This is a genomic window from Paenibacillus sp. VT-400 (genome assembly GCF_001029205.1).
Classification (GTDB): Bacteria; Bacillota; Bacilli; order Paenibacillales; family Paenibacillaceae; genus Paenibacillus; species Paenibacillus amylolyticus.
The window spans coordinates 295,584-318,238 of sequence record NZ_LELF01000047.1 but is presented as its reverse complement, the minus strand read 5'-3'; the positions used below and the strand labels follow the sequence as shown (position 1 = coordinate 318,238).

Genomic DNA, 22,655 nt, shown 5'->3' with positions numbered 1-22,655 from the left:
TCATTTGATGGCACTACAATGGGTAGTGTGAGGGGTGTCAGAAAATGAGAATACACAATTTCAAAGTGGGTGAGCGTGGGCTCAACCGATTTTTCGGTCCGCTGGAAGCCAAGATTATGGACATTTTATGGGCTCATCCTGGCAGTAGCATCCGTGAAGTGCAGACCGCACTTGAACAAGACAAAGACGTCAATTTTAATACAGTCATGACCGTGATGAATCGGCTCGTAGACAAGGGACTTCTCGGAAAGTCACAAAAGGGCAGAACATCTTTGTACCAACCGGTACAGAGCAAGGAGGAGTTTATGAACGACCAATCCAAGGAACTGTCACATGAGTTGGTGGATGAATTCGGAGCTTTGGCATTGAATCATATGCTGGATGCGCTGGACGAAGCAGATGCGGGTCTGATTGAACGCTTGGAACAGAAGATCAAACAATGGAAAAAGGATAGCGATTAAGATGTGGAAGACCCGCTCGAAACTTTTGTTTACCGTCGGGTTTGGCATTCCGCTACTCGTGTTCATGCAGATGTTCATGTACGCGATGTACAAAATTTTTGGCTGGGATATCCCGTTTAACCTGCTCTGGCTCTGCAATCATTGGATGAGTCGACTGGGATGGTTATCCGTGGGACATTTCCTGCTGGCACTGGTATTGCTGACATTTGCGGGAACAGGTTGGTTGTTAATGGTGCGTATGATGAAAACCAGAGCAGCCGTACGTAAACTTCGCTCCATGGAAGTGCATGCATTGTCTCGTGAACTGGAGTCCAAGTATCACCATCTCGGACAGCCAGGATTCATTGTAGTGGACAAGCATTCTCCGGTTGCATTTACAATTGGTCTATGGAGACCTTGCATCGTACTTTCCACGGGGCTTCTGACGATGCTGGATGCAGAAGAGGAGACTGCAGTTGTGTACCACGAAGTCCATCATCTGTGGCACCGTGACCCACTGAAGACAACACTGTTATCGGTATTTGCAATCATGATGCCGTATATTCCTGTATTGAAGCATACTTCGAAACATTACAATATTGTTAGAGAAATTCTGGCAGACAATGAGGCCATTGAGCGTACAGGCAATGTGGCTGGCATTGGCAGTGCTTTGCTCAAGTTGCTCCGTGCTTGTCCTGAACCTTGGGGGGCCAAAGAACTGACCGTTCAATCCTCATTTGCGGATACGTCGGTGAATGTCCGAATTTCACGTCTGCTGGACCCGGAACAGGACGTGACGCTGAGGTTGCCACGTTATGCTGTTCTGATGTCGGCTACTGTTTTTCTATTGCTGTCTATCTTGTTTGTTTGGTCCATCGGATAGATTAATTGGGCTAAATGTGAAGTCAAATATAATGAGGAAGGAAGATGAACATGAATAATAAAAGTGTAGAGATTGGATTACTTTTCTCAAGGATTATGATCGGTTTGATCTTTGTATTGCACGGCTGGAGTAAATTTGAAGGTGGAATCAGCGGTACGGTAGGTTTTTTCGAAAGCATTGGTATTCCCGGATTTCTTGCATCCGTTGTAGCCATCATTGAGTTGGTAGGTGGTGCAGCGATGATTCTGGGTCTGGGAACACGTGTGTTTGCTGCCCTGTTTGCCATCGTGATGGTTGGCGTTCTGTTTACAGCCAAAGTGGGTGAGCCGTTCCTGAGTGGTACCGAGTTAGATTACCTGCTTCTTGCGGGTTCCCTGACACTGCTCTTCACAGGAAGCCGCCTCCTGGCCGTGGATTATCTGTTCTCCAGACAGGGGAACGCTCGCCAGAATGTGAGTGCTTGATTTGACTAACGATCGCTAAAAAATAATGAAGTGCAGGATGAGTCCTGTAACGAGGTTCTTTATTGGCCAGGCCGGTTCGGGAATTGATTTGCGAACCGGGCTGATCAGTAGAGAACTTTTTTCGTTTGGACGACATGCCTATGGTTTGTTACAATGAGAATAAGTATGCTACTAAGAAAAAATAAGGAGGATGCATTTTATGATTAACGTCATTCCATCCGATGCCCGCTCCAGCTTTGATCGAGGCTGGCTCCGTGGCAGTCACAGCTTTTCTTTCGGAGAATACCAAGACCCGGAGAATACGGCGTTTGGACCGATGCGGGTAGCGAACGACGATGTGATCGCGCCTGGTCGCGGTTTTGGGGCTCACCCGCATAGTGACATGGAGATTGTATCCATCGTACTGAACGGCAAGTTGCGACATGAAGATAACCTGGGGAATGTAGCCGTTACAGGCTTTGGTGGTATCCAGCGGATGTCAGCAGGCAGTGGCATGATTCATACCGAACATAATGCATCCGATACCGAAGAAGTACGTTTGCTTCAGCTCTGGTTCATGCCACAGACAAAAGGGTTGGAGCCCTCCTATGAGACCACATCATTTGACCCCGCGGCATTGGCAGGAGCACTCGTGCCGATTGTATCCCCAGATGGGGGACCAAGAGTTGCGACCATTCATCAGGATATGACGATTTACCTTGGCCGATTAGCCAAAGACGAAACGTTAACCTTTAATCAGGATTCGGGCCGTCGTATGTACATTTTCTCCATCGAAGGCAAGCTGGGATTGGATGGAGAGTACCTGTTGAACGAAGGCGACACGGCTCGTGTGGAACAGCGGGATTCAATCGAACTGCAAGGAAACGAAGATACGTTCTATATGATTATTGATTTGCCGTAGATGGCTGATGAAATGAACTCCAAGATGAAGGAGGATATACACGTATGGCGCAACAGGAATGGTTTATGGTTAAACATGCGGTGACCGGGCGAGGATTAGCTAATAGCAAAACAGATTCGCTGTCCTATCGGTTCCAACAGGAGGGTACAGGTTTCATATTTACCGTTACGGGTCTGGACGAGCAGATTGTGGAACAGATTATGGAGCTTAGACAGGAACTGAACGTATTTCGATTCGTCCAACGCAAGGATCAGCCCCTTTTGAAACACTGGTACTATGTAGATGGTGAACGGGTAGTATACGACAGGGAAAGTCACACGCTGAGCATCTATGCGAAGTCGGAGATTCGTTATGTGCCTGAAGATTATTTTGCGGATTAACCTATAAGTAACTATAGAACTTGGAACATCCCAGAGGTCTCTGTTAAATACAGAGGCCTTTTTGCTGTCTGAAAACTCAGAGAATTTAATCGTAATTTTGCAAAAAAGACCACATAATTCCCTGCTGTCTGGCACAAGCTACCTTGTATAAAAACAAGAACGGAGGGGCGGCATATGGCAGACAAAACATCTGGGAAAGACAAGTCCCGACAACCGGGACGAGCTTCAGAAGAAAAAAAACATATTCCTTTGGGACTGCCGTCCCCGCCTTTTCTTCGGCAGCCGATTAGTTCAGTACATGAAACTCAGATTAAGGCGGTAAAGGAAATCTTCTCCGATTGTTCGGATGTGGTTTTTCGCAACGTCATGATTACGCCTGAAATGAAAGGACTTCTGGTCTATATCGAAGGTATTGTTAATTCGGCTGATATCCAGGAACACATGCTGCGACCGATTATTCGAGGGCTGGTGCAGCAGCGTACAGATGAACCTGATGTTCCACTGGATGATACAACCGTTGAGCTAACACAGGTGAAGCGAGTGGATACCTGGGCTGCTGCGACAGAAGGAGTGCTGGCATCCTCTGCCCTTCTGGTGGTCGATGGAAGTAACAAAGCCTGGATGTTCAATGTCAAAGGTGGCGTCAGACGTGGTGTGGAGGAACCGCAGACAGAATCCGTGATTCGGGGACCGCGGGAGGGATTTACCGAAACGCTCCGTGTGAATACGGCCTTATTGCGGTTCAAGCTGAAAACACCTGCTCTCAAGATGGTGAGTATGACCCTTGGCACAGACACCAAGACAGATATTGTGCTGACCTACCTGGAAGGTATTGCTGATCCAAAAACGATTCAAGATGTCAAGAAACGTCTGGAAAAAATCAATATTGATGGCATCCTGGAGACGGGTTATATCGAGGAACTGATTGAAGATCATCCGTATTCTCCTTTCCCTCAGATGCACTATTCGGAGCGGCCGGATACCGTTGCAGGCAATCTGTTGGAAGGACGCTTTGCCATTATGGTAGATGGAACCCCATTCTCGCTGATTGCTCCAGTCACGATGTGGCAGATGCTGCAAGCCAGCGAGGATTATTACGAGCGATTCTTCATCAGTAATCTGGTGCGGTGGATTCGCTTCCTGTTCGTAGCCATCGCTCTTTTTCTGCCGGCGCTTTATATCTCCATCACTACATTTCATCAGGACATGTTGCCCACCACGCTTATTCTGAGTATTGCGGGTGCACGGGAAGCTATTCCTTTTCCGGCTTTGGTGGAAGCCCTCATCATGGAACTGTCGTTCGAAGCTCTCCGGGAAGCGGGGGTCAGGTTACCCAAGACAGTGGGTCAGGCAGTCAGTATCCTCGGTGCACTTGTGATCGGACAGGCCGCAGTTCAGGCGGGTATTGTATCGGCACCGATGGTTATTATCGTATCCATGACAGGAATAGCTTCCTTCACGATCCCGCGATTTAACTTCGCGATTACGGTGCGTCTGCTCCGATTTCCGATCATGTTACTGGCAGGTATGCTTGGATTATATGGCATCGTCATCGGCTTGGTCCTGATCTCGGTGCATCTGACACAGATGACTTCGTTCGGTGTCCCATATCTCTCTGGTCTTAGCCCGTACAGTAAAACAGATACCAAAGACATTCTCATTCGTGTGCCATGGTGGAAAATGATCAATCGTCCTTCTACGGTACATCGGGATCAGAAACGGATGACCGAAAAGATCAACGGTTCCCCTGAAGCTGAGGAAGGGTGGTGAACCCATGCAGATCATATATAAGTACCGGGCAGTGATAGCGCTGTTGTTATGTACCACTTTTATTTCAGGTTGCTGGGATCGTAAGGAGATTAACGATGTTGCCTTTGTGATTGGTATTGCTGTTGATAAGGAGGGGGATAATTACAGATCCAGTCTTCAGATTGCTCTGCCGGGACAATCCGGTTCTTCCGGTAGTGAAGGAGGCGGAGGCGGCACGAGTGGGGATAAATCCTGGTTCATGTTATCCAATACAGCCAAATCATTGCATGGTACGTCTATTGAAGGTCAAAAGGAACTCTCACGAACAATCTATTACGCGCATCGCCGTACGATGCTTATTGGTGAGGAGCTTGCCCGGGATGGCGTGGCCCCCATGCTTGATCTGTTTACGCGGTATCCGCTGAACCGACTCTCTGCATTGCCAGTGGTCACAAAAGGTGCAGCATATGAGGTCATGGATACGGATGCACCTATAGAGAAGTTTCCATCCGAGATGGTGCGGGAACTGTGCTTCCTCAATATGCGTAATCCACGTTCACTTAAAACGTTTATAGATGCCATTCTGAGTGAAGGTGTCGATCCATTCCTGCCGGTCGCTTCGAAAGTGAGCAATGTTCCAAAAGGGTGGAAGGACGCCAAAACAAACATCAAGCTGGATGGATTGGCCATTTTCAAGAAAGATAAGCTGGTTGGCATGATTGACAAAGCTCCAGCCGATGCGCTCATTCTTGCTATGGGCGAGGCCAATGCACCGGAGATTATGGTTAAAGCTCCTGGCGGAGATGGAAATATGTTCATCAAGTTGAACGAGAACAACGCTTCACTACATCCCAGTATCAAGGCTGACAAGGTCACCGTGAATATTGAATTATATGCCAAGGGAGTTCTCGTAGATAACGAATCCAATTATGGTGACCGGCGTGAAAATGAGATTCTGAAGTTACATGAAGCCATTCACGAGAAAATAAAATTGGATATCGAGGAAGGTGTCCGGTTGGTTCAGGGAAAATACCATGCGGACATCCTTGGAATCGGTCGATCCATTCATCAACATCTGCCGGCCAAGTGGGACACGATGAAGGATCGTTGGGATGACATATACCCTGAAGTTGAGGTGACGGTTACCCCCCATGTCCTTATTGAAAACGTTGGGGTGAGCAATAAACCAATTGGCGTCGGAGAGGATGAAGTTGTACATGATTAAACCACTCTTATTTACCTTCCTGGCCATGGTAATCGTGGTCATTTTGATGGATTTCAGACATTTGAAACAGGCAGCTGCCATTAATCGCTGGCTATCCTATAGTTTGATAGCAGTGGCTACAGGCATTTGGTTCTATGTGACTAATCTAAGCAAAACCTTATTTGTGTCGGTATGGATAAGCCACGTTATCCAGCGATTACTGCCACTGCCCTAGGTTATGGGCAGGATGCATTAAGTTTGCGAGATCGCGAGAGGGAAAGGAGGTATATCATGAATCAGAGAGTGACACACCGTCAGATGATCCTGCTCGTGCTGCTGCTCAGTATTTCAGGAACGTTAATACAGCCTCACGCGCAAGCTATCTACTATGCGGAACAACACGCTTATCTCTCGTATATACCTGTAGTCGTAGTGATGCTTGCATCCATGTGGATGTTAAGTCGGGTCCAGCGGAGATTTCCGGATCAGGATCTATTTCAAGCCCTTGCTGGGCGATTCCCCTTTTTGGGAAGGCTCGCAGGATTGATGTACATTTTGTTTTTTTTCTTTGTGTTTGCGAGGGATATCCGGTTAACGGGGGATTATATCAGCATAACTTTGTTAGAGACCACGCCCATCTCCATCATTGTGTTATCTCTGATCGTTATGGGAGTTTTTATCGTCAGAGGTGGGCTCGGCTCCTTAATCGGTATGTCGGAGTTGTATGTGACATTGTTTCTCTTAAACTCCGTGATTGTGCCTTTCATGCTCATTCAACAGATCAATATGGATAATTTGATGCCGTATTTTCACGTTGATGTTACGGGAGTGGGCAAGGGGAGTTGGTACATATTTTCGTTTTACGGAGAGATGATTGCATTACCTTTTGTTATCAAAGGCAGTGATTTTCGATATAAATCGGTTGTGTCAGGTATTATCCTCTCTGCACTCCTGATGATGCTAATCCTTGTGGAGACCATTACCTCCATTGGAGTTCCTATCGCTTCAAGGTTGGTGTATCCCTCCTATGAACTGGCAAGACAATTGCAAATCAGTGATTTCTTGGATCGGTTTGACCTTGCGCTGGCAGCGGCAACCTTGCCTACCATGATTACGAAAATTGCATTTGACCTGTACTTTGTCTGCTGGGGATTGAAGCGAATGATTCCGAACGTATCGGGAAAGGTATTGACAGGCCCGATTGCCCTCGTCGGATTTGTCTGTGCATTCTGGTTCTTCCGAAATGCCATTCAGCTCAATCGTTTTACTCGAGAATGGACATGGATTGCCATTGTTTTTGAAGCGCTGTTCCCTATTGTGCTGTTTCTGTTCCTTCGTCCTCGCAAAAAGGATAAAAAAGAATCTACCCAACAGAGATCGGGAGAACAGTCAAAGAAAGAGAAACATGAGCCGGAACAAAAATCGGCTGATTCGGAGAAGGACGGAGAGAAAAGACGGAAAGATTCTCATGGCGGAGAACTCCAGCCTTCCTGATGCATTCCATCAAAAATCCTTATAGATGAACGGGCAAAAAGAGGGAAAGTACAGTTTCCCTCCACAGAAGTACCCTGTATACTGTAGTCAGACTGATGAACATTCGGCTGAACTAACGGGGGGAACATGAATGGCTCAACATTTGGCAGGTGTGCGTGTAGCATTGACAGGACCACGAAAATCGAAAGAAATGTCCATACTGGTTGAAAAAATGGGTGGAATCCCGCTTGTGCGACCGGCACAGGGGACCGTATTCCTGGATGATCGGAGTATCAGAGATGGGCTGGTATCCTGGATCTCAGACCCGCCAGACTGGGCGGTATTAACTACGGGTATGGGATTGGATGCATTATTTGAAATGGCTGAGGATATGGAAGTGGCGGGAAAATTACTGGATGTATTATCGGAATCCTCAATTGCGGCAAGGGGATACAAGACGGTGAATGCGCTCAAAAAGCGCAAGTTAACACCGCTGGTACGAGATGATGACGGTAGCACGGACGGGCTTATTCGAGAATTCGCCCCACATGATCTCGCAGGGAAAAAGGTTATGTTGCAGCTTCATGGGGAGACAGCTCCCAAACTCGTTGCATGGTTGGAAGAACAAGGTGCAATCGTCAGACAAGTGCTTCCTTACCGCCATGTACCGCCAGAAGAGGCAGAGTTGGAACAGTTATTAAATGAAATTCTAAAGTTCGAAGTAGATGCTGTTGCATTCACAAGTGGACCGCAGGTCAGATTTCTGACCCAATATGCAGCCTCCCAGGACAAGCTTGAGCCGATGCTTTCAGCCTTCAGACAAGGTGTAATTCCTGCGTCTGTAGGTAAAGTTACCGCAAACTCCATGCGTGAAGAAGGCATTGAGGCACTGGTCATTCCGGAGGAAGAGAAGATGGGAGCACTCATCGTTGAGCTTGGACGTTACTTTGCAGCAGGGCGTGCGGCCAAGATTAGAGATTAGTGGCCTGCTTTTAGATCAGTTCGATAAAAAGCTTTTGGCGTCGCTTCATGAATAAAAAGTGTGCATTAATCTTAACCGCATCGCTATATGATGCGGTTTTGTTGAGATTATAGAATTTATACATTACAACTAAAATACGAATGTACATCCTTGATAGTGCTTCGATCAGAAGCTTTTCTTATCTCGAAGAAAAGGTGGAAATGACGATGACCATTGCAGATCGTAACGCCAGACCCCGACTTATCATTGCAGGGACCGGAAGTGGTGCAGGGAAAACGACAGTAACCTTGGGGCTGATGAGAGCACTCGCTCAGCGTGGTTTGAGTGTACAAGGGTTCAAATGCGGCCCAGACTATATTGATCCGACCTACCATACCGCTGTTACGGGCAGACCGTCACGCAATCTGGATGCATGGATGACATCGCCTGAGTACGTGAGAGATACGTTCGAGAAAGCATCGGCGGGGCATGATATTTCTATTATAGAAGGCGTTATGGGCCTCTACGATGGCAAAGATCCGCTCAGCAATACAGGCTCGACTGCAGAGATTGCTCTGGTCACGCAGACCCCTGTGATCCTGGTCGTGGACGTACGTAGCATGGCTCGCAGTGCGGCTGCGATTGTACTAGGTTTTCAACAGTTGGAGCCTGAATTAAATATTGCCGGAGTGATCGTCAACCGTTGTGGAAGTGCGGGTCATTATACCATTGTGAAAAAAGCCATTGAGCAGATGTGCGGTATTCCGGTGGTCGGCTGGCTGAAGCGGGACGAAGACATGTCCATCCCGGAGAGACATCTGGGGCTGGTACCTGCCATTGAGCGCGGTGAACTGGAACCCTTATTTCAGCGGGCTGCCAATGTGTTGATGGAGGGCACCGATCTGGATCTTCTGCTGGAACTGGCGACAAGTGCCCCACCTTTGAATACAGAAGAAGTGAGTTCTGCAACTACTGCCCACGCTGATTCGGCTAATGCTGAATCAGGCTCGAATTACGATCCACTTTCCAATTCAGTGATCCATGTTAATAATCGACATGTATCATATGCGTTGCAGCCTGTCATTGCCGTTGCGCGCGATGCGGCATTTAATTTCTATTATCCCGATAATCTGGAATTGCTCGAAGCGGCCGGGGCTCGATTACATTACTTCAGTCCGCTCGCTGGCGAAAGTATTCCAACAGATGTGGATGGCATCTATTTGGGCGGCGGGTTTCCAGAGGAGTTTGCAGCAGAGATTGCCGGTAACCAAGATTTCTTGGAAGGACTTCGAAGGGCAGCACAATCCAACATGCCTTTATTTGCCGAGTGTGGTGGTTACATGGTACTTGGAGAAACGTTGACCGACCGAGAGGGAGTTACTTTCGACATGGCGGGCATTATCCACGCACAGGTGCAGATGCAGAAGAAGCGCGCTGCGCTTGGCTACCGTGAAGCAAGTAGCGTTCGGGATTCCTTTTTGCTGAAAAAGGGTGAAGTACTTCGGGGTCATGAATTTCATTATTCGACAATGACCTATCGTGATGAAGAAACGATTCCTTATGCGTATGAGACCAAGGGGATGCGTGGCTTGAAGCAAGAGGGATATGCCGCAGGCAACATCGTGGCGGGGTATACGCACGTTCATCTGGGCTCTTATCCGGCAGCTGCTCGAAGATGGGTGGAGCATTGTTTAGCCTATCGGCAGGAGCGATATATGCAGGGATAATAACAGCTATTTATAGCTCAAATAGATAGCTGAATTCAATAAGCAAAATGGCTCTAATCTCGCTTTTGCCTCCTGAGTCTTTGGTCGTGAAGTTGGCGATCCCATTCTGAATTAAAGGTTTTCAGATGAAAATGTGGAATGAATAAAAGACAGAATCATTATGCGAGGGAGGGACATCATGATGAGAACCGTATGTGTAACGGGAGCTGCTCGGGGATTGGGATTGGCTTTGACGGCACAGATGCTGAAGAGAGGGTATCTTGTGTATGCGGCCGGTCTGGACGTGGAAGATTCCGAGGGAATTCGTATGCTTGCAGAAGGATATCCTGACCATCTGCGCGCCATCGAACTGGATATCGCGGACGACCTGTCGGTAGCTCTGTTTACGGAGACATTGAAGCTGGATACGAATCATTTGGATATGCTGATCAATAATGCGGCTATACTAGGAAGTATTACGGATCATATCCGCGGGCCGTTGAATATGGCGGAGATGGCTGAAGTATTTAATGTGAACACCTTAGGTACACTGCGTGTGACTCATTCCCTGTTACCCCTCCTTCTTCAAGGACAGGTCAAGCTGATTGTTGATATCTCTTCCGAGGCTGGAAGTATAGAACAATGCAGTCGGGATGGGTGGTATGCCTATTGTATGTCCAAAGCTGCTTTGAACATGCAGGCCCGCCTTGTGCACAATGGTCTGAAGGATGAAGGCGGACAAGTGATGCTTGTGCATCCCAGTTGGGTACAGAGTTATATGAGGGGCGAATTGGATGTTGCTGCGGATCTCACGCCCGAGCAATCTGCACAGCATATCGCAGTGCTTATCGACCGCCATGAACAGTTTAAAGGAGATCAGCCCGCATATGTGGACTACAAGGGAGAGAAACTCCCCTGGTAGTTGATTGATACAGTGAGGTGAACAAGAAAGGAGATTAATTGAATGGATCATCGTAAAAAAGCATTACTACTTGGCGATTATACACATCCGGATTGGCACCCGCTTCAGGGGGTGGATGCGGAGATTAGCCGAATTTTCCATGATACTATGACAGTGCAGTGCAGTGAGAATCGGAATATGCTACTGCAAGAAAATATAACCGGGTTTGATGTATGTATCTCATACATGGACGATTGGAAGGGTAAAGTCTCTCCACAGCAGACAGCAGGTTTGTTGTCCTATGTAAGTAATGGAGGTGGACTGGTCATTATACATAACGGCATTTCGCTCCAAAATCGTTATGAGCTCAAACAGATGATCGGTGCCAAGTTCCTGCATCATCCGGCGTATGCACCGCTTGAATTCACTGTAACGGCGGAAAGCCATCCCGTGACGGAGGGCATTTCGAATTTCACAATGGAAGAAGAGCCGTATCAGTTCGAATTTGGTTCTTTTGCCGAAACGAAGATATTGCTTGAATATCAATCCGAAGAAGGACCAAAGCCTGCGGTTTGGGCTCATCGATATGGTGTTGGGCGTATTGTTTATCTGATGCCGGGTCACCATGTGCCGTCTTTTGCACACGAAACCTACCGCAAGTTACTGCTGCAAGCAGGCAAATGGGCTGCACGTTACGTTTGATCGGACTGTTATTTTTGCATGCGGAGTGTAAGGGGTATAATATAGAGATCAACGAAGAGGAGGATGACAAAAATGAGCGATTTGTTCAAAAAGGCGATCTCGTTAGGGCTTGGTCTTACTGTCGTAAGCAAAGAAAAAATTGAGAAAACCGTGGATGATTTGGTCAAGCGCGGGGAACTTGCGCCCGGTGAATCCAAAGCTTTGGTTGAACGTCTGCTGGAACGGGGCGATGAAGAGCAAGGCCAGTTCAAGAGAGTGATTCAAGAACAGGTCAAGCGTGTGCTTCAGGAAGCTGGTGTGGCATCCGAAAGTGATGTAACCAGTCTGGAACAGCGCGTTGCTGTCCTGGAGAAAAAACTTGCCGAACTGGGCCACTCACCACAGCTTCAACCTGATGAATCCCCAGCTCCACTTGAAGTTCCTCCTCCTCTCAAAGGAAACGAGATCGAGTAGATGGCAGTGCGAATCAAACATGTCGGCAGATACCGTGAAATTGCCATGGCGCTAGTGCGTCATGGCTTCGGTTATATGGTCGAGGAGCTGGGTTTGTTCCAGTTGCTGGCTCTGCCCAGACGGTGGATGTCGCGTGAAGCACACACCACCAAAACGCTGAGTGAACGCATCAGGCTTGTGCTGCAGGAGCTGGGGCCAGCTTTCGTCAAGCTGGGGCAACTCGCAAGCACAAGGGCAGATCTGTTGCCTGAGTCTGTCATTCGCGAGCTGGTGAAGTTGCAGGATCAGGTCCCGCCGTTCTCTTCCGAGACGGCACGGGGTATTTTGGAACAGGAATTGGATACACCGCTGGAGGAGATCTTTTCCCGGTTCGAGGATACCCCTGTAGCTGCGGCCAGCATTGGACAGGTGCATCTGGGCAAACTTCAAAGCGGTGAATCGGTAGCCATCAAGATTCAGCGTCCCGGTATATCGCGTATTGTGCAGCGTGACCTGGATATCTTGCGTGAACTGACAGCCATGGCCGAGAAGCGCTGGGACTGGGTGAAGCAATATCAGATTCCGCAAATGGTAGAAGAATATGCCCAGGCATTGATGGCTGAGCTGGATTATACGGTCGAAGGCCGGAATACGGAAAAGATTGCACAGCAATACCAACAGGACAACAAGGTGAAAATCCCGACAATTTACTGGGACCAGACGTCGTCACGTGTGCTCACTATGGAGTATATCGAAGGTATCAAACTCAATGATCGTGAAGAACTGGTCAGACGCGGCCATGATCTGAACAATATTGCTGAGCGGCTAGTGGACTCATTATTGAATCAGATCTTTATTCATGGATTCTTTCACGCTGACCCACATCCGGGTAACCTGATGGTATTGAAGGATGGACGTCTTGCCTTTATAGACTTCGGTATGGTGGGCAGTCTGAGCGATGAGATGAAACAGCAGCTTGCTTCGCTTATTATTGGGTTAATGCGCAAAGATACAGACAGTATGATCCGGGCCATTGAGAAATTGGGCATGATGCCAGATGACATGGACCTGCGTGGTCTTCATGTGGATTTGGACAAGTTGCGTAGCAAATATTACGATATTCCCTTTTCCAAGATTAGTGTGGGTCAGGCGTTGAATGACTTGTTCGGCGTAGCCCAGAGGCACCGGGTTGTCATGCCTGCCGATATTCTGCTGCTCGGTAAATCGTTGCTGACGATGGAAGGTGTGATTGAACATCTTGATCCTTCCCTGAGCATTGTAGATATGGCTGAACCCTTTGGCCGTAAGCTGATCAAGGAACGTTTTAGCGCAGGAAGAATCAAGAATCGGTTGTTCCGCAGTGCGGCTGATATGGCCGAGAGTGTCATTGGTCTGCCAGGGCAGTTAAGGCAGTTATCATCCATTATTAGCAAAGGCAAGCTGAGGCTGGAGATTAGTGTCCCTGAACTGGATGCACTCATGCGTAGAATGGACCAGATTAGCAATCGGCTGTCCTTCAGTATCGTGTTACTTGCCTTTTGTATTATCATGGTGGGCTTGATTATCGGTTCATCGATCAGTCATCAGTCCACGATGCTGTGGGATATTCCGGTCATTGAGATTGGTTTCCTGGTGGCGATTTTGATGGTGGCTTTCCTGCTTTATTCAATATTCAAATCGGGAAGGTTCTAGCATAACAACAAGACCCGTAAAGAGACTTTTATCAAAGGATCTTTACGGGTTATTTTTTGTGAATAGAGCATGGGTGAGTAAATTATAGAAAGATTAAGATAATAGGAGATAAGGTTCTGTTTTTTCGCCTTAATTGTATTAGTACATATCCAGTCCTGTGACTATAATAATAGGTCAGTACATTAACGGACCCGGTTTTTCTGAGAGGGGAAAACCTATTGGCTTCAGGATCAGCTCCTGTTGTCGCACGAGTAAGTCAACTGAGGCAGCAATGGAATGCTAGCTGTACACACTGGAACGGAAAAGACGTGAGTGCTCATTAACCCGTCAAGACTATATGGATGGTAAAGAATGATGCAACTCAGGCAAGAGCATAGGCAGATCATGCGGAGAGGAATCCGTTGTTTTGTGCTGTCCTGGGTAGTTGGTTAGTGTGAACGGCTTCCGTTACTCTTCAGCAGGATTGTCCATTATAAGGAATACATGTAGGAGGAACGGCAAGAACATATGAATACTTTAAAACAACAATGGTTTGGCAACATTCGCGGAGACGTGCTGGCAGGCATTACGGTAGCGCTGGCGTTAATTCCGGAAGCCATTGCGTTCTCCATCATTGCAGGTGTCGATCCGATGGTCGGATTGTACGCTTCGATTACAATTGCGATTGTGATCTCGATTGCTGGTGGAAGACCAGGTATGATCTCGGCGGCAACCGGTGCCATGGCGGTACTGATGGTTGGACTCGTCAAGGATTATGGCGTGGAATATCTTTTTGCGGCGACGATTTTGACGGGCATTATTCAGTTTCTGCTTGGCATATTTAAGGTTGGGCGATTTATTACGTTTGTGCCTCATTCAGTACTGACCGGATTCGTGAATGCACTGGCTATACTGATCTTTATGGCGCAGTTGACCCACTTCACGGGAGCGAACTGGATCATGTATGCGATGGTGGCGGGCACGCTGGCGATCGTTTATATTTTGCCACGGTTTTTCAAAGGCGTTCCGGCTCCACTGATTGCAATCATCGTGATGACGATTATTACCTTGGTGTTTCATCTGGATGTAAGAACGGTCGGCGACATGGGGAATATAACGAGTACTCTGCCGATGTTCCACTTGCCGAATATTGCATGGACTTGGGACACGCTGATGATTCTGCTACCTTATTCATTCACCATGGCACTGGTTGGATTGCTCGAATCTCTGCTGACCGCAACCATCGTGGATGAGATGACCGAGACCAAGAGCAGCAAGAACCGTGAAGTACGTGGTCAGGGTATTGCAAATTTTGTGAACGGTTTGTTTGGCGGCATGGGCGGCTGTGCGATGATTGGGCAGTCGGTCATTAATGTGAAGTCTGGCGGACGTGGAAGATTATCTACGTTTACTGCGGGTGCGTTTCTCGCGATCCTGTTGCTGCTATTTAGCGGTGTGGTGAAACAGGTACCGATGGGGGCACTCGTCGGTGTGATGTTTATGGTGTGTATCGGGACATTCGACTGGAGTTCTATCAAAAATATAACTCGCGTGCCGCGCGCGGAAGCCTTTGTCATGATCGTGACGGTGGCAATTGTGGTCTATACTCACGATCTGTCGATCGGGGTCATGGTCGGCGTTGTGCTCAGTGTGCTGCATTTTGGCTGGAAACAGACCAAGATTCGCGTACAGGCGAGCCAGGAACAAGGGCAGAAAGTATATCGGGTTCACGGACCATTCTTCTTTGGCTCTTCGTCCCGCTTTGTAGATGAGTTCGATGCAGAGGCCGATCCGAAGGAAATCACGATTGATTTCGGAGGTTCACATATCTGGGATAACACTGCGGTTGTGGCTATCGGCAAATTGAAGTTCAAATACGCGAAGCTAGGCAAAACCGTGCACCTGCGCGGGTTAAACGAGGAGAGCACTCGTATTCTTGAACGGAGTGGGTTTGCTACAGCTGGAGGGCACGGTTCGTAACTTGGTTGCAACGAATGTTGTTGTCCAAAGGTGCAATGTCTGACTATAGTTACGCGGACAAGGTGAAAAATGAACAGTTTAGTAAATCTGGAATTAAGGATCTAAACAAGTAATAAAGTAAAGTTATGAAGGCTACTGTCCTAAAGTAGTGTTGAGCAGACATGCGACAGCCCTATGTAGTAGATAACATAAAAAGATACTTTCTATCAGCGGCGCACTTTTTCCTAAAATAAATTGGGGAGAGGGCGTCGTTGTTTTTATTAGAGTGTGTGGTGTGTACAGTGAAGAAGAGAACAGAAAAAGAACGAAGAAGTAGAAGTAGAAGTAGAAGAAGAAGTAGTAGTAGTAGTAGTAGTAGTAGTTCTAATGGTGGTAGTGGTAGTTCTAGTAGAAGTTGTAGTTGTAGTAGCAGTTGTAGTAGCAGTTCTAGTAGAAGTATAGGTAGTGCTTGTTGTTGTTCCTAGTTCTAGTTTTTGTAGTTGGTGTTCTGGTTCTGGTAAATGTTGTTATTACTCTAGCTGATCTTATTGTGCTCAAGCTTGTGTTCTTCAGTATGTGTAAACTCTAACGAACCTGGCGCGTCTTATATGGAATTATTTCATGTTTTCGTTATTCTAACGAATCTTAGACATCTTATTTTGCTGATTCCACTTATACTGATGCCGTTTCCCCGGTATTTCCGAGTAATAAGGTGACTGGAGTTCGTTAGAAAATCCAAACGGCTTTAATTGGCGTAATAGGGTGTCCTGGATTCGTTAGAATTAGTGGTAAGTGGGGGGTTCAGCGTGAGAGCTATTTTCGAACCGCGAGAAATCTTGAATCTTGATCTCAATGTACAGAGCTATGTAAGGTACCTTTCAATTCCTGAAACTTTTGCGAAATAGCTTCCTTTTGATCTGTTTCAGGATGATCTTCACAACAATTTATAGAATTATAGCAGTTATCTCAATCTCAACAATATCACTAAACGATCTTGGGTTATGAACATCACGATCCATTACATCCTTCTCAAAAAGTACCATTAGACAATATACCCCGCTATGCCCTCCGCCTGAACATGTGCAGTTCAATCCTCAACCAATACACAGAGTCAAAGTCATACTTCGAGCTAACAACTTAGCTTGTTCCACTCATCATCATTCTCAGAGTTGGTTCTGGAGTTACTCTCAAAAACCAACCTCAAACTCACTTGGTCGATACAAGTTACGCTGATCTTGGGATTTTGTGCTACAAGTTGGGGGTGTAACGCTGTATCCCCTTTTGTTTTGCTTGACTAACGTGTAAACTACAGGGTATGGAGAAGAAGAGCAACGAGTGGATTGCTTTTTAAAAAATTCATTTCATAATCATGATTGATATAAGGAAAACTAGTCTTGATGGCAGATACTGATACTAAGGTCATTATGAAATGGACTTATCTAAATGAATATACAGAGGTGTAACGATTGGCAAACTTTGAACAACTGGGCATTCGCCCGGAATGGTGCGAGATCCTGAAACATCAGGGAATCGCCGTGCCGACTCCGGTACAGGAGCGTTCGATTCCGGTACTGTTGGGTGGACGCGATATTATCGCTGAGGCACAGACAGGGACAGGGAAAACGCTGGCATTTTTGCTGCCGATTATTCAGAAAATTAACGTATCCGACCGTTCTCCGCAAGCGCTGATTATCGCGCCTACGCGTGAGCTTGCGCTGCAAATTACGGAAGAAGCGAAGAAGCTCACGGCAAATGACGATAAACTGCACGTGCTTGCCGTATACGGCGGGCAGGATGTGGACAAACAACTGCGTAAATTGCAGAACGGTACCCAGATCGTTATTGGTACACCGGGTCGTCTGCTGGATCACCTGCGCCGTGGCACGTTGAAGCTGGATAATGTGAAAAAACTGGTGCTGGATGAAGCTGACCAAATGTTGCACATGGGCTTTCTGGACGATGTGGAGACGATTCTTAGCGAGCTTCCACATAAACGTCAGACAATGCTGTTCTCAGCAACGATGCCTAAGGGCATTCGCAACCTGGCGAAGACCTACATGAAAGATCCGGAAGATGTAAAAGTATCTTCCCAATCTGTTATCCCGATCAAACAGATTCGCCAGCAAGTGCTGGAATGCACGGATCGTGGTAAATTAGAAGCACTTCGCGGCATGATTGATACGTATCGCCCATACTTGGCGATTATTTTCTGTCGGACCAAGCGTCGTGCATCCAAGCTGAACCAAGATCTGCGTGAAGCAGGTTATGCAAGTGATGAACTTCATGGAGATCTGTCCCAATCCAAGCGTGAGAACGTAATGAAAGCGTTCCGCGATGCCAAACTGCAAGTGCTGGTTGCTACAGATGTAGCTGCACGTGGACTTGATGTTGAAGGCGTTACGCATGTATTTAACTACGATATGCCGCATGATGCGGAAAGTTATATCCACCGGATTGGTCGTACGGGCCGTGCAGGCGGTACAGGTCTTGCTGTAACGTTTGCAACAGAGCACGACAGACCGGAACTTGCACGTATTGAGCAAGGTATCGACCAAAAGCTGTCCCGTATCCAGTGGACAAGCGAAGGTCCAATTGCTTCAACTGGAGCAGCTAGACGTTCCATCAACAGTCAAGGGGATGACGAACGTTCAGGCGGACGCTCTTCCGGAACTGGTAGTGCCCGTCGCGGTGCAGGCCGTAACGATCGCAGAGATGGCGGACGTGGGGGGCGTGGTTCCCGCGGTGGCGAAGGTGGCCGCAGTGAAGGCGGACGCAGTGGTGGTCGTAGCGGTGGCCGCAGCAGCGACAGCAGTCGTGGTGCAGCGGGTCAAGGTGGACGCGGTGCGGGTCGCAGTGGCGACGAGCGCAGCGCAGGTCGTGGTTCCGCGCGCAGCAGCGACAGCAGTCGCGGTGCAGCGGGCCAAGGCGGCCGCGCAGCTAGCAGCGGCTGGGCTGGCCGTAGTGCCGACAAGCGCACCTCCGGGCGCAGCAGCGAAGGCTCTCGCCGTCCGGAATCCGCAGGACGCGGACCGGCGAAGGGTGACCGTCGCGATTCTCGTCGCGGACGGTAAAGCCTTGGCGCAAGCGGCGATGCAGCCGCAATTGCGCAGGCACCATGCCATGCCACAGGGTTTGGCATGGCACATATGAGAGGGTTCGGGTACAGATGTACCGAACCCTCAGATCAAGGGTAGCGACGGAACCACGTCGCGGCCCTTTTTTCACCAGTACAGATGATCAATTCCGCTTATTCTTTTTGTCATCTCGAGTGTCTGTTGGCGCGCCTGCTTGATCCATGGAAGATGCCATTTAGGTATTCACCATCTAGTTTTTCTTTTTTTTCGTGTATTGCACATAGCACTTGGCAGACTGCCATAAAATTCAAAACACCTCATCCTAGACCTAAGGATGGGGTGTTTTTGGATTAATTCTTATATCATTAGAAGCATAACCTTCGATCTGTGGTGCTGACGCGCATGCAGGGATGGATGAAATTGCATTCGTCTATATACAGGGAGTGAGTTTGCACTAAACTACGTTTTTCTTTCTCAATATATCATCCCTACAGCTGAACATCTGCATATTGATCCCGATATTTCTCGTTATAAACCCGACCTACCGACTCTGCCAATCCCCCTCGTGCCTTGCTCGGATAGCGTTCAATCGTGTGATAAAGTCTCATGAAGCGATCCTTGGGCATAAAGCGGGCGTAGCGGGTAATAAGACTAGGGAATAACTCAATATATTTGCTCTTGCGCACGGCAGCAGCAGCTACGGCTGTAAGTATCTGAATTCCATTGTGGAGCTGTAAAATGTTCACTTCATAGGTTGCGATATAACGAATCGCATCTTCACGGATCAAATCCGGCTTAAGTCGCGCGATCTCACCGATATATTCAGCGAGCAGCCGCTCGAAACTGCGTAGTAGCAAGGGCTTGAGCTGCAGATCCATATCACTGCGCAGGACAAAGGATTGTAACAGCGCAACCTGCTGCAGTCGAATCCGGTCATTGTAGACGAGTGAGCCGATCTCGCGGAGCATCTCATAGGCAAGTGCTTCATCCTGCTTTCGAGCTTCGGCGACCAGAGCCCAGTTGCGGTTAATACCCTGGCGGATGAGTTCCTCATCCTGTTGCAACGTGCGCTTCAACTCGCGCTGCTGCTCTACCTCGAACGAACGTTTCTGCATGAAGATCAGTAAGGCCAGAAGCAGCAGGGAAACGCTGGCTGCCGCCATGGTTTGATCTATGGTCTCACCGAAATAGGTTGCAGCTGCACCGAACAATATGGTAATGAACAGGTCGCGTGCAATTCGACGTTTCACACGGGAAGTTGCCTTCGCTTGAACGGAATTCAGGGTACCCCGGCCACAGGCCGTGCACTCCTCTTCCCACAGGCAGGTATACTGTCCACAACGGGTGCAGACTTGCAACTTTTCATAGGCATAGGTCGTTCGTTGAAATGGTCGTATGGATACAACTAGTTTAGTACTCATGCTCAATCACGCTCACCATTCAGAATAGTGTAGAGGGTACGATCCGTGTCTTCGCGGGAGACGGGTTTCCGCCGATGAAGCTGGAGTGCAAAACCCTTTATAATGACAAAAAGAAACAATATGGCGAGGCATCCGTATGTAACCATAATCCGTTCCCTTCTATGGCTTGGTGAACAAGCGCTGTTATATTGCAGTTTGCTGGCAATAACTATATCATATTTCCATAGTTGGTACTTTTGTGCCAGTTCAAGGCATGAAATCGTCGATTTTTGTCAGTCATTACAAAACTGTAACTCAAGATAGGGGTGCTTTTCAGAATTTATTAGTAGACTGTTAAGATTTCCTTAAGGCTTGACGCCTATAATAAACTATTCCCATTTTAATCTCAAACGTGAAGGAGTACACCCAATGCTGCGGACACGCAAAATACGCTGGCTCAGCGGAACGATGGTTCTACTGGCAATTCTAACGCTACTGTTACCTCAAGCGTTGCTGCCACAAGCTGCAGCGGCTCAGGCACAGACAAGCGGAATCGATGCGGTACTTGTAGCCGATGTAAGTAACTCAATGAATACAAGTGACCGTGACAAGATTAGTAATGAAGCCATGAAAATGTTTATTGATATGCTGCCGGTCCAGGGGGACAAGGTAGGGATTGTTGCTTATACCGATCAGGTAGAGCGGGAAAAGGCTATGCTGGAGATTCAGTCCGATGCGGACAAGAGCAGCCTGAAAGATTTTATTGATCAGCTCGGCCGGGGGCCATATACCGATGTCTCAGTTGGTGTCGCTGAAGCCGTCAACATACTGAATCATGGTGCAGACCCATCCCACTCGCCGATGATCGTGCTGCTGGCGGATGGCAACAATGACTTTAACAAAACCAAAGGCCGTACACAGGCACAATCCGACGCTGATCTGGCGAAAGCCGTGAAGGAAGCACAGGATCAAGGTATTCCGGTGTATACGATTGGATTGAACGCCGATGGCAAGCTGAACAAGAATGCACTTGCAGACCTGGCTCAGCAGACTGGAGGCAAGTCATTCATTACCGATACGCCGGATGATCTGCCACAGATTCTGAGTGAGATCTTCGCCGATCATGCCAAACTGAATGTTGTGAAACTGCCCTCTGTAACGGGAAACGGCAGTTATCAGGAAGTTACCGTGAATGTACCGAATGACAGTGTATTGGAAGCAAACATTTCGATCATGTCTTCGAAGCCGGTGGAAGTGCAATTGACGGACCCTTCCGGACAAGCTGTGGACCTGAACTCGGATGCAGCCAAGCTCTCGACGTCGAAGAGTTATTCACTCGTGAAGCTGTTGAAACCCCAAGAAGGAGACTGGAAACTTCGGGTAAAAGGGGCTCCGAAAGACAGCATCGATATCAACCTGTTGTTCAACTATGATCTTCAGCTCGTTGTGGACCCAATTAAGACCAAGTCCTATACCAAAGGGGATAAGGTTGATCTTGCAGCCAAACTGGAGAATGGAGGTCAGCCGCTTCAGGATAATGACCTGTATAAGGATATGAAGGCGACGCTGGTTGTGAAAGATGTGGATACAGGTAAAAGCGAGGAACAACCGCTGGAAAACACAGGTTCTGGTTTTGCCGGAACGTTTGAAGTACCAGACAATCATAACTATGAATTAGTCATCCGTGCGGAAGAAGACAGCTTCTACCGTGAAAGTGAGCCAATCACGATCAACGCGAGTGGAGCAGCCGGAAGTGGATCTCAACCAACAACGTCAGGCGGTGAACAGGACAAGCCGTTTCCTTGGTTGCCTGTCATCCTGGGTGTTATAGCTCTGATTGTGGTCGGTGTTGGTGCCTGGTTCTTGATGGGCTGGCTGAAACGCAAAAACCAGGGATTTGTAGGTCAGATGGTCGTGGAGATTCGTGATGAGAACACGGGAGACAAGTCCTATCCACAATATAAAAAGCTGGTATCCTTCCGCGGTAGATTTCATCTGCATCAGTTGTTGCAACTGGACCCTGAGCTTAAGGAAACCGAAAAATACGTATTTACGCCCAGCAATGGGGATCGAATTATAATCCGTAACACCGCAGGCGGTACGTTGGAGAAATCCGGTCGTGCAGTCGATGCAAGCTCAGGCGTTGAACTGAAGAACGGTGACCGACTGAGCATCCCGCTGCAACAGGCGGACAAGACCATTTTAATTGAGTATCTGGTGTAAGTTGATTGTTTGGTTTAAAAGGAATGCAAATTTAAGTTGGATATAATTGTTTACACGAGAACGGAGAGGACAGAGAAAACCTGAAGAAGCGAAGCGTTCGCCTTTATCCTCAGATTTTTCCCTTTAGAAAAG

Annotated in this window: 20 protein-coding genes; 18 read left to right on the top strand and 2 right to left on the bottom strand. The window is 47.9% G+C overall.

The features are described 5' to 3' along the window. The first annotated feature begins 44 nt into the window (after positions 1-44). The 17 genes from EL84_RS03810 to EL84_RS03730 all read left to right on the top strand — a co-directional run bounded on the left by EL84_RS03810 (position 45) and on the right by EL84_RS03730 (position 18,897). Entirely contained in the window at positions 45-461 is a 417-nt protein-coding gene (locus EL84_RS03810) for a BlaI/MecI/CopY family transcriptional regulator (RefSeq protein ID WP_036612800.1), read from the top strand. 1 nt (position 462) lies between these two features. Continuing rightward, the gene (locus EL84_RS03805; protein ID WP_047840779.1) at positions 463-1,323 is read left to right on the top strand and encodes a M56 family metallopeptidase; all 861 of its coding nucleotides are present in this window, start codon (positions 463-465) and stop codon (positions 1,321-1,323) included. Positions 1,324-1,373: 50 nt separating this feature from the next. After that, entirely contained in the window at positions 1,374-1,787 is a 414-nt protein-coding gene (locus EL84_RS03800; RefSeq protein ID WP_100528505.1) for a DoxX family protein, read from the top strand. Positions 1,788-1,986: 199 nt separating this feature from the next. Next, positions 1,987-2,688, top strand: coding sequence for a pirin family protein (locus EL84_RS03795; protein WP_047840778.1), 702 nt, complete (start codon positions 1,987-1,989; stop codon positions 2,686-2,688). Positions 2,689-2,732: 44 nt separating this feature from the next. Then, on the top strand, positions 2,733-3,068 hold the full coding sequence (locus tag EL84_RS03790) for a hypothetical protein (protein ID WP_036667838.1): 336 nt from the start codon (positions 2,733-2,735) through the stop codon (positions 3,066-3,068). A 174-nt stretch (positions 3,069-3,242) separates the two neighbouring features. Next, positions 3,243-4,838: a spore germination protein gene (locus EL84_RS03785; RefSeq protein ID WP_053061373.1), complete on the top strand. Its 1,596-nt coding sequence runs from the start codon at positions 3,243-3,245 to the stop codon at positions 4,836-4,838. A gap of 4 nt (positions 4,839-4,842) precedes the next feature. Further along, the gene (locus tag EL84_RS03780; protein WP_047840777.1) at positions 4,843-6,042 is read left to right on the top strand and encodes a Ger(x)C family spore germination protein; all 1,200 of its coding nucleotides are present in this window, start codon (positions 4,843-4,845) and stop codon (positions 6,040-6,042) included. Next, positions 6,035-6,256: a hypothetical protein gene (locus tag EL84_RS31635; RefSeq protein ID WP_036612790.1), complete on the top strand. Its 222-nt coding sequence runs from the start codon at positions 6,035-6,037 to the stop codon at positions 6,254-6,256. Before EL84_RS03780 ends, EL84_RS31635 begins: the two co-directional genes overlap by 8 nt. Positions 6,257-6,312: 56 nt before the next feature. Beyond that, a complete protein-coding gene (locus EL84_RS03770; RefSeq protein WP_053061372.1) occupies positions 6,313-7,515 on the top strand; it encodes a GerAB/ArcD/ProY family transporter in 1,203 nt (400 codons plus the stop codon). A 130-nt stretch (positions 7,516-7,645) separates the two neighbouring features. Further along, positions 7,646-8,476, top strand: coding sequence for a uroporphyrinogen-III synthase (locus EL84_RS03765; RefSeq protein WP_047840776.1), 831 nt, complete (start codon positions 7,646-7,648; stop codon positions 8,474-8,476). Between the two features lie 206 nt (positions 8,477-8,682). Then, on the top strand, positions 8,683-10,182 hold the full coding sequence (locus EL84_RS03760) for a cobyrinate a,c-diamide synthase (protein WP_047840775.1): 1,500 nt from the start codon (positions 8,683-8,685) through the stop codon (positions 10,180-10,182). A gap of 178 nt (positions 10,183-10,360) precedes the next feature. Next, complete coding sequence (locus EL84_RS03755) at positions 10,361-11,083, top strand: SDR family oxidoreductase (RefSeq protein WP_053061371.1); 723 nt, start codon at positions 10,361-10,363, stop codon at positions 11,081-11,083. A gap of 42 nt (positions 11,084-11,125) precedes the next feature. Further along, complete coding sequence (locus EL84_RS03750; RefSeq protein ID WP_036667831.1) at positions 11,126-11,764, top strand: ThuA domain-containing protein; 639 nt, start codon at positions 11,126-11,128, stop codon at positions 11,762-11,764. Positions 11,765-11,836: 72 nt separating this feature from the next. Beyond that, entirely contained in the window at positions 11,837-12,217 is a 381-nt protein-coding gene (locus EL84_RS03745) for a phasin family protein (RefSeq protein ID WP_036612779.1), read from the top strand. Then, positions 12,218-13,888 carry an ABC1 kinase family protein gene (locus EL84_RS03740; RefSeq protein ID WP_047840773.1) on the top strand — a complete coding sequence of 557 codons (1,671 nt, stop codon included), beginning with the start codon at positions 12,218-12,220 and terminating at the stop codon, positions 13,886-13,888. Between the two features lie 507 nt (positions 13,889-14,395). Beyond that, on the top strand, positions 14,396-15,847 hold the full coding sequence (locus EL84_RS03735) for a SulP family inorganic anion transporter (RefSeq protein ID WP_047840772.1): 1,452 nt from the start codon (positions 14,396-14,398) through the stop codon (positions 15,845-15,847). 1,445 nt (positions 15,848-17,292) lie between these two features. Continuing rightward, positions 17,293-18,897: a DEAD/DEAH box helicase gene (locus tag EL84_RS03730; protein ID WP_047840771.1), complete on the top strand. Its 1,605-nt coding sequence runs from the start codon at positions 17,293-17,295 to the stop codon at positions 18,895-18,897. Between the two features lie 491 nt (positions 18,898-19,388). Here EL84_RS03730 and EL84_RS03725 read toward each other — a convergent pair whose 3' ends face one another. Further along, entirely contained in the window at positions 19,389-20,321 is a 933-nt protein-coding gene (locus EL84_RS03725; protein WP_047840770.1) for a hypothetical protein, read from the bottom strand. Between the two features lie 2 nt (positions 20,322-20,323). Next, positions 20,324-20,467, bottom strand: a complete 144-nt coding sequence (locus tag EL84_RS32215; protein ID WP_164783298.1) for a hypothetical protein — start codon at positions 20,465-20,467, stop codon at positions 20,324-20,326. Between the two features lie 262 nt (positions 20,468-20,729). Between EL84_RS32215 and EL84_RS03720 the strand changes: the two genes are divergently transcribed. Then, a complete protein-coding gene (locus EL84_RS03720; protein ID WP_047840769.1) occupies positions 20,730-22,523 on the top strand; it encodes a vWA domain-containing protein in 1,794 nt (597 codons plus the stop codon). Positions 22,524-22,655: the final 132 nt, after the last annotated feature.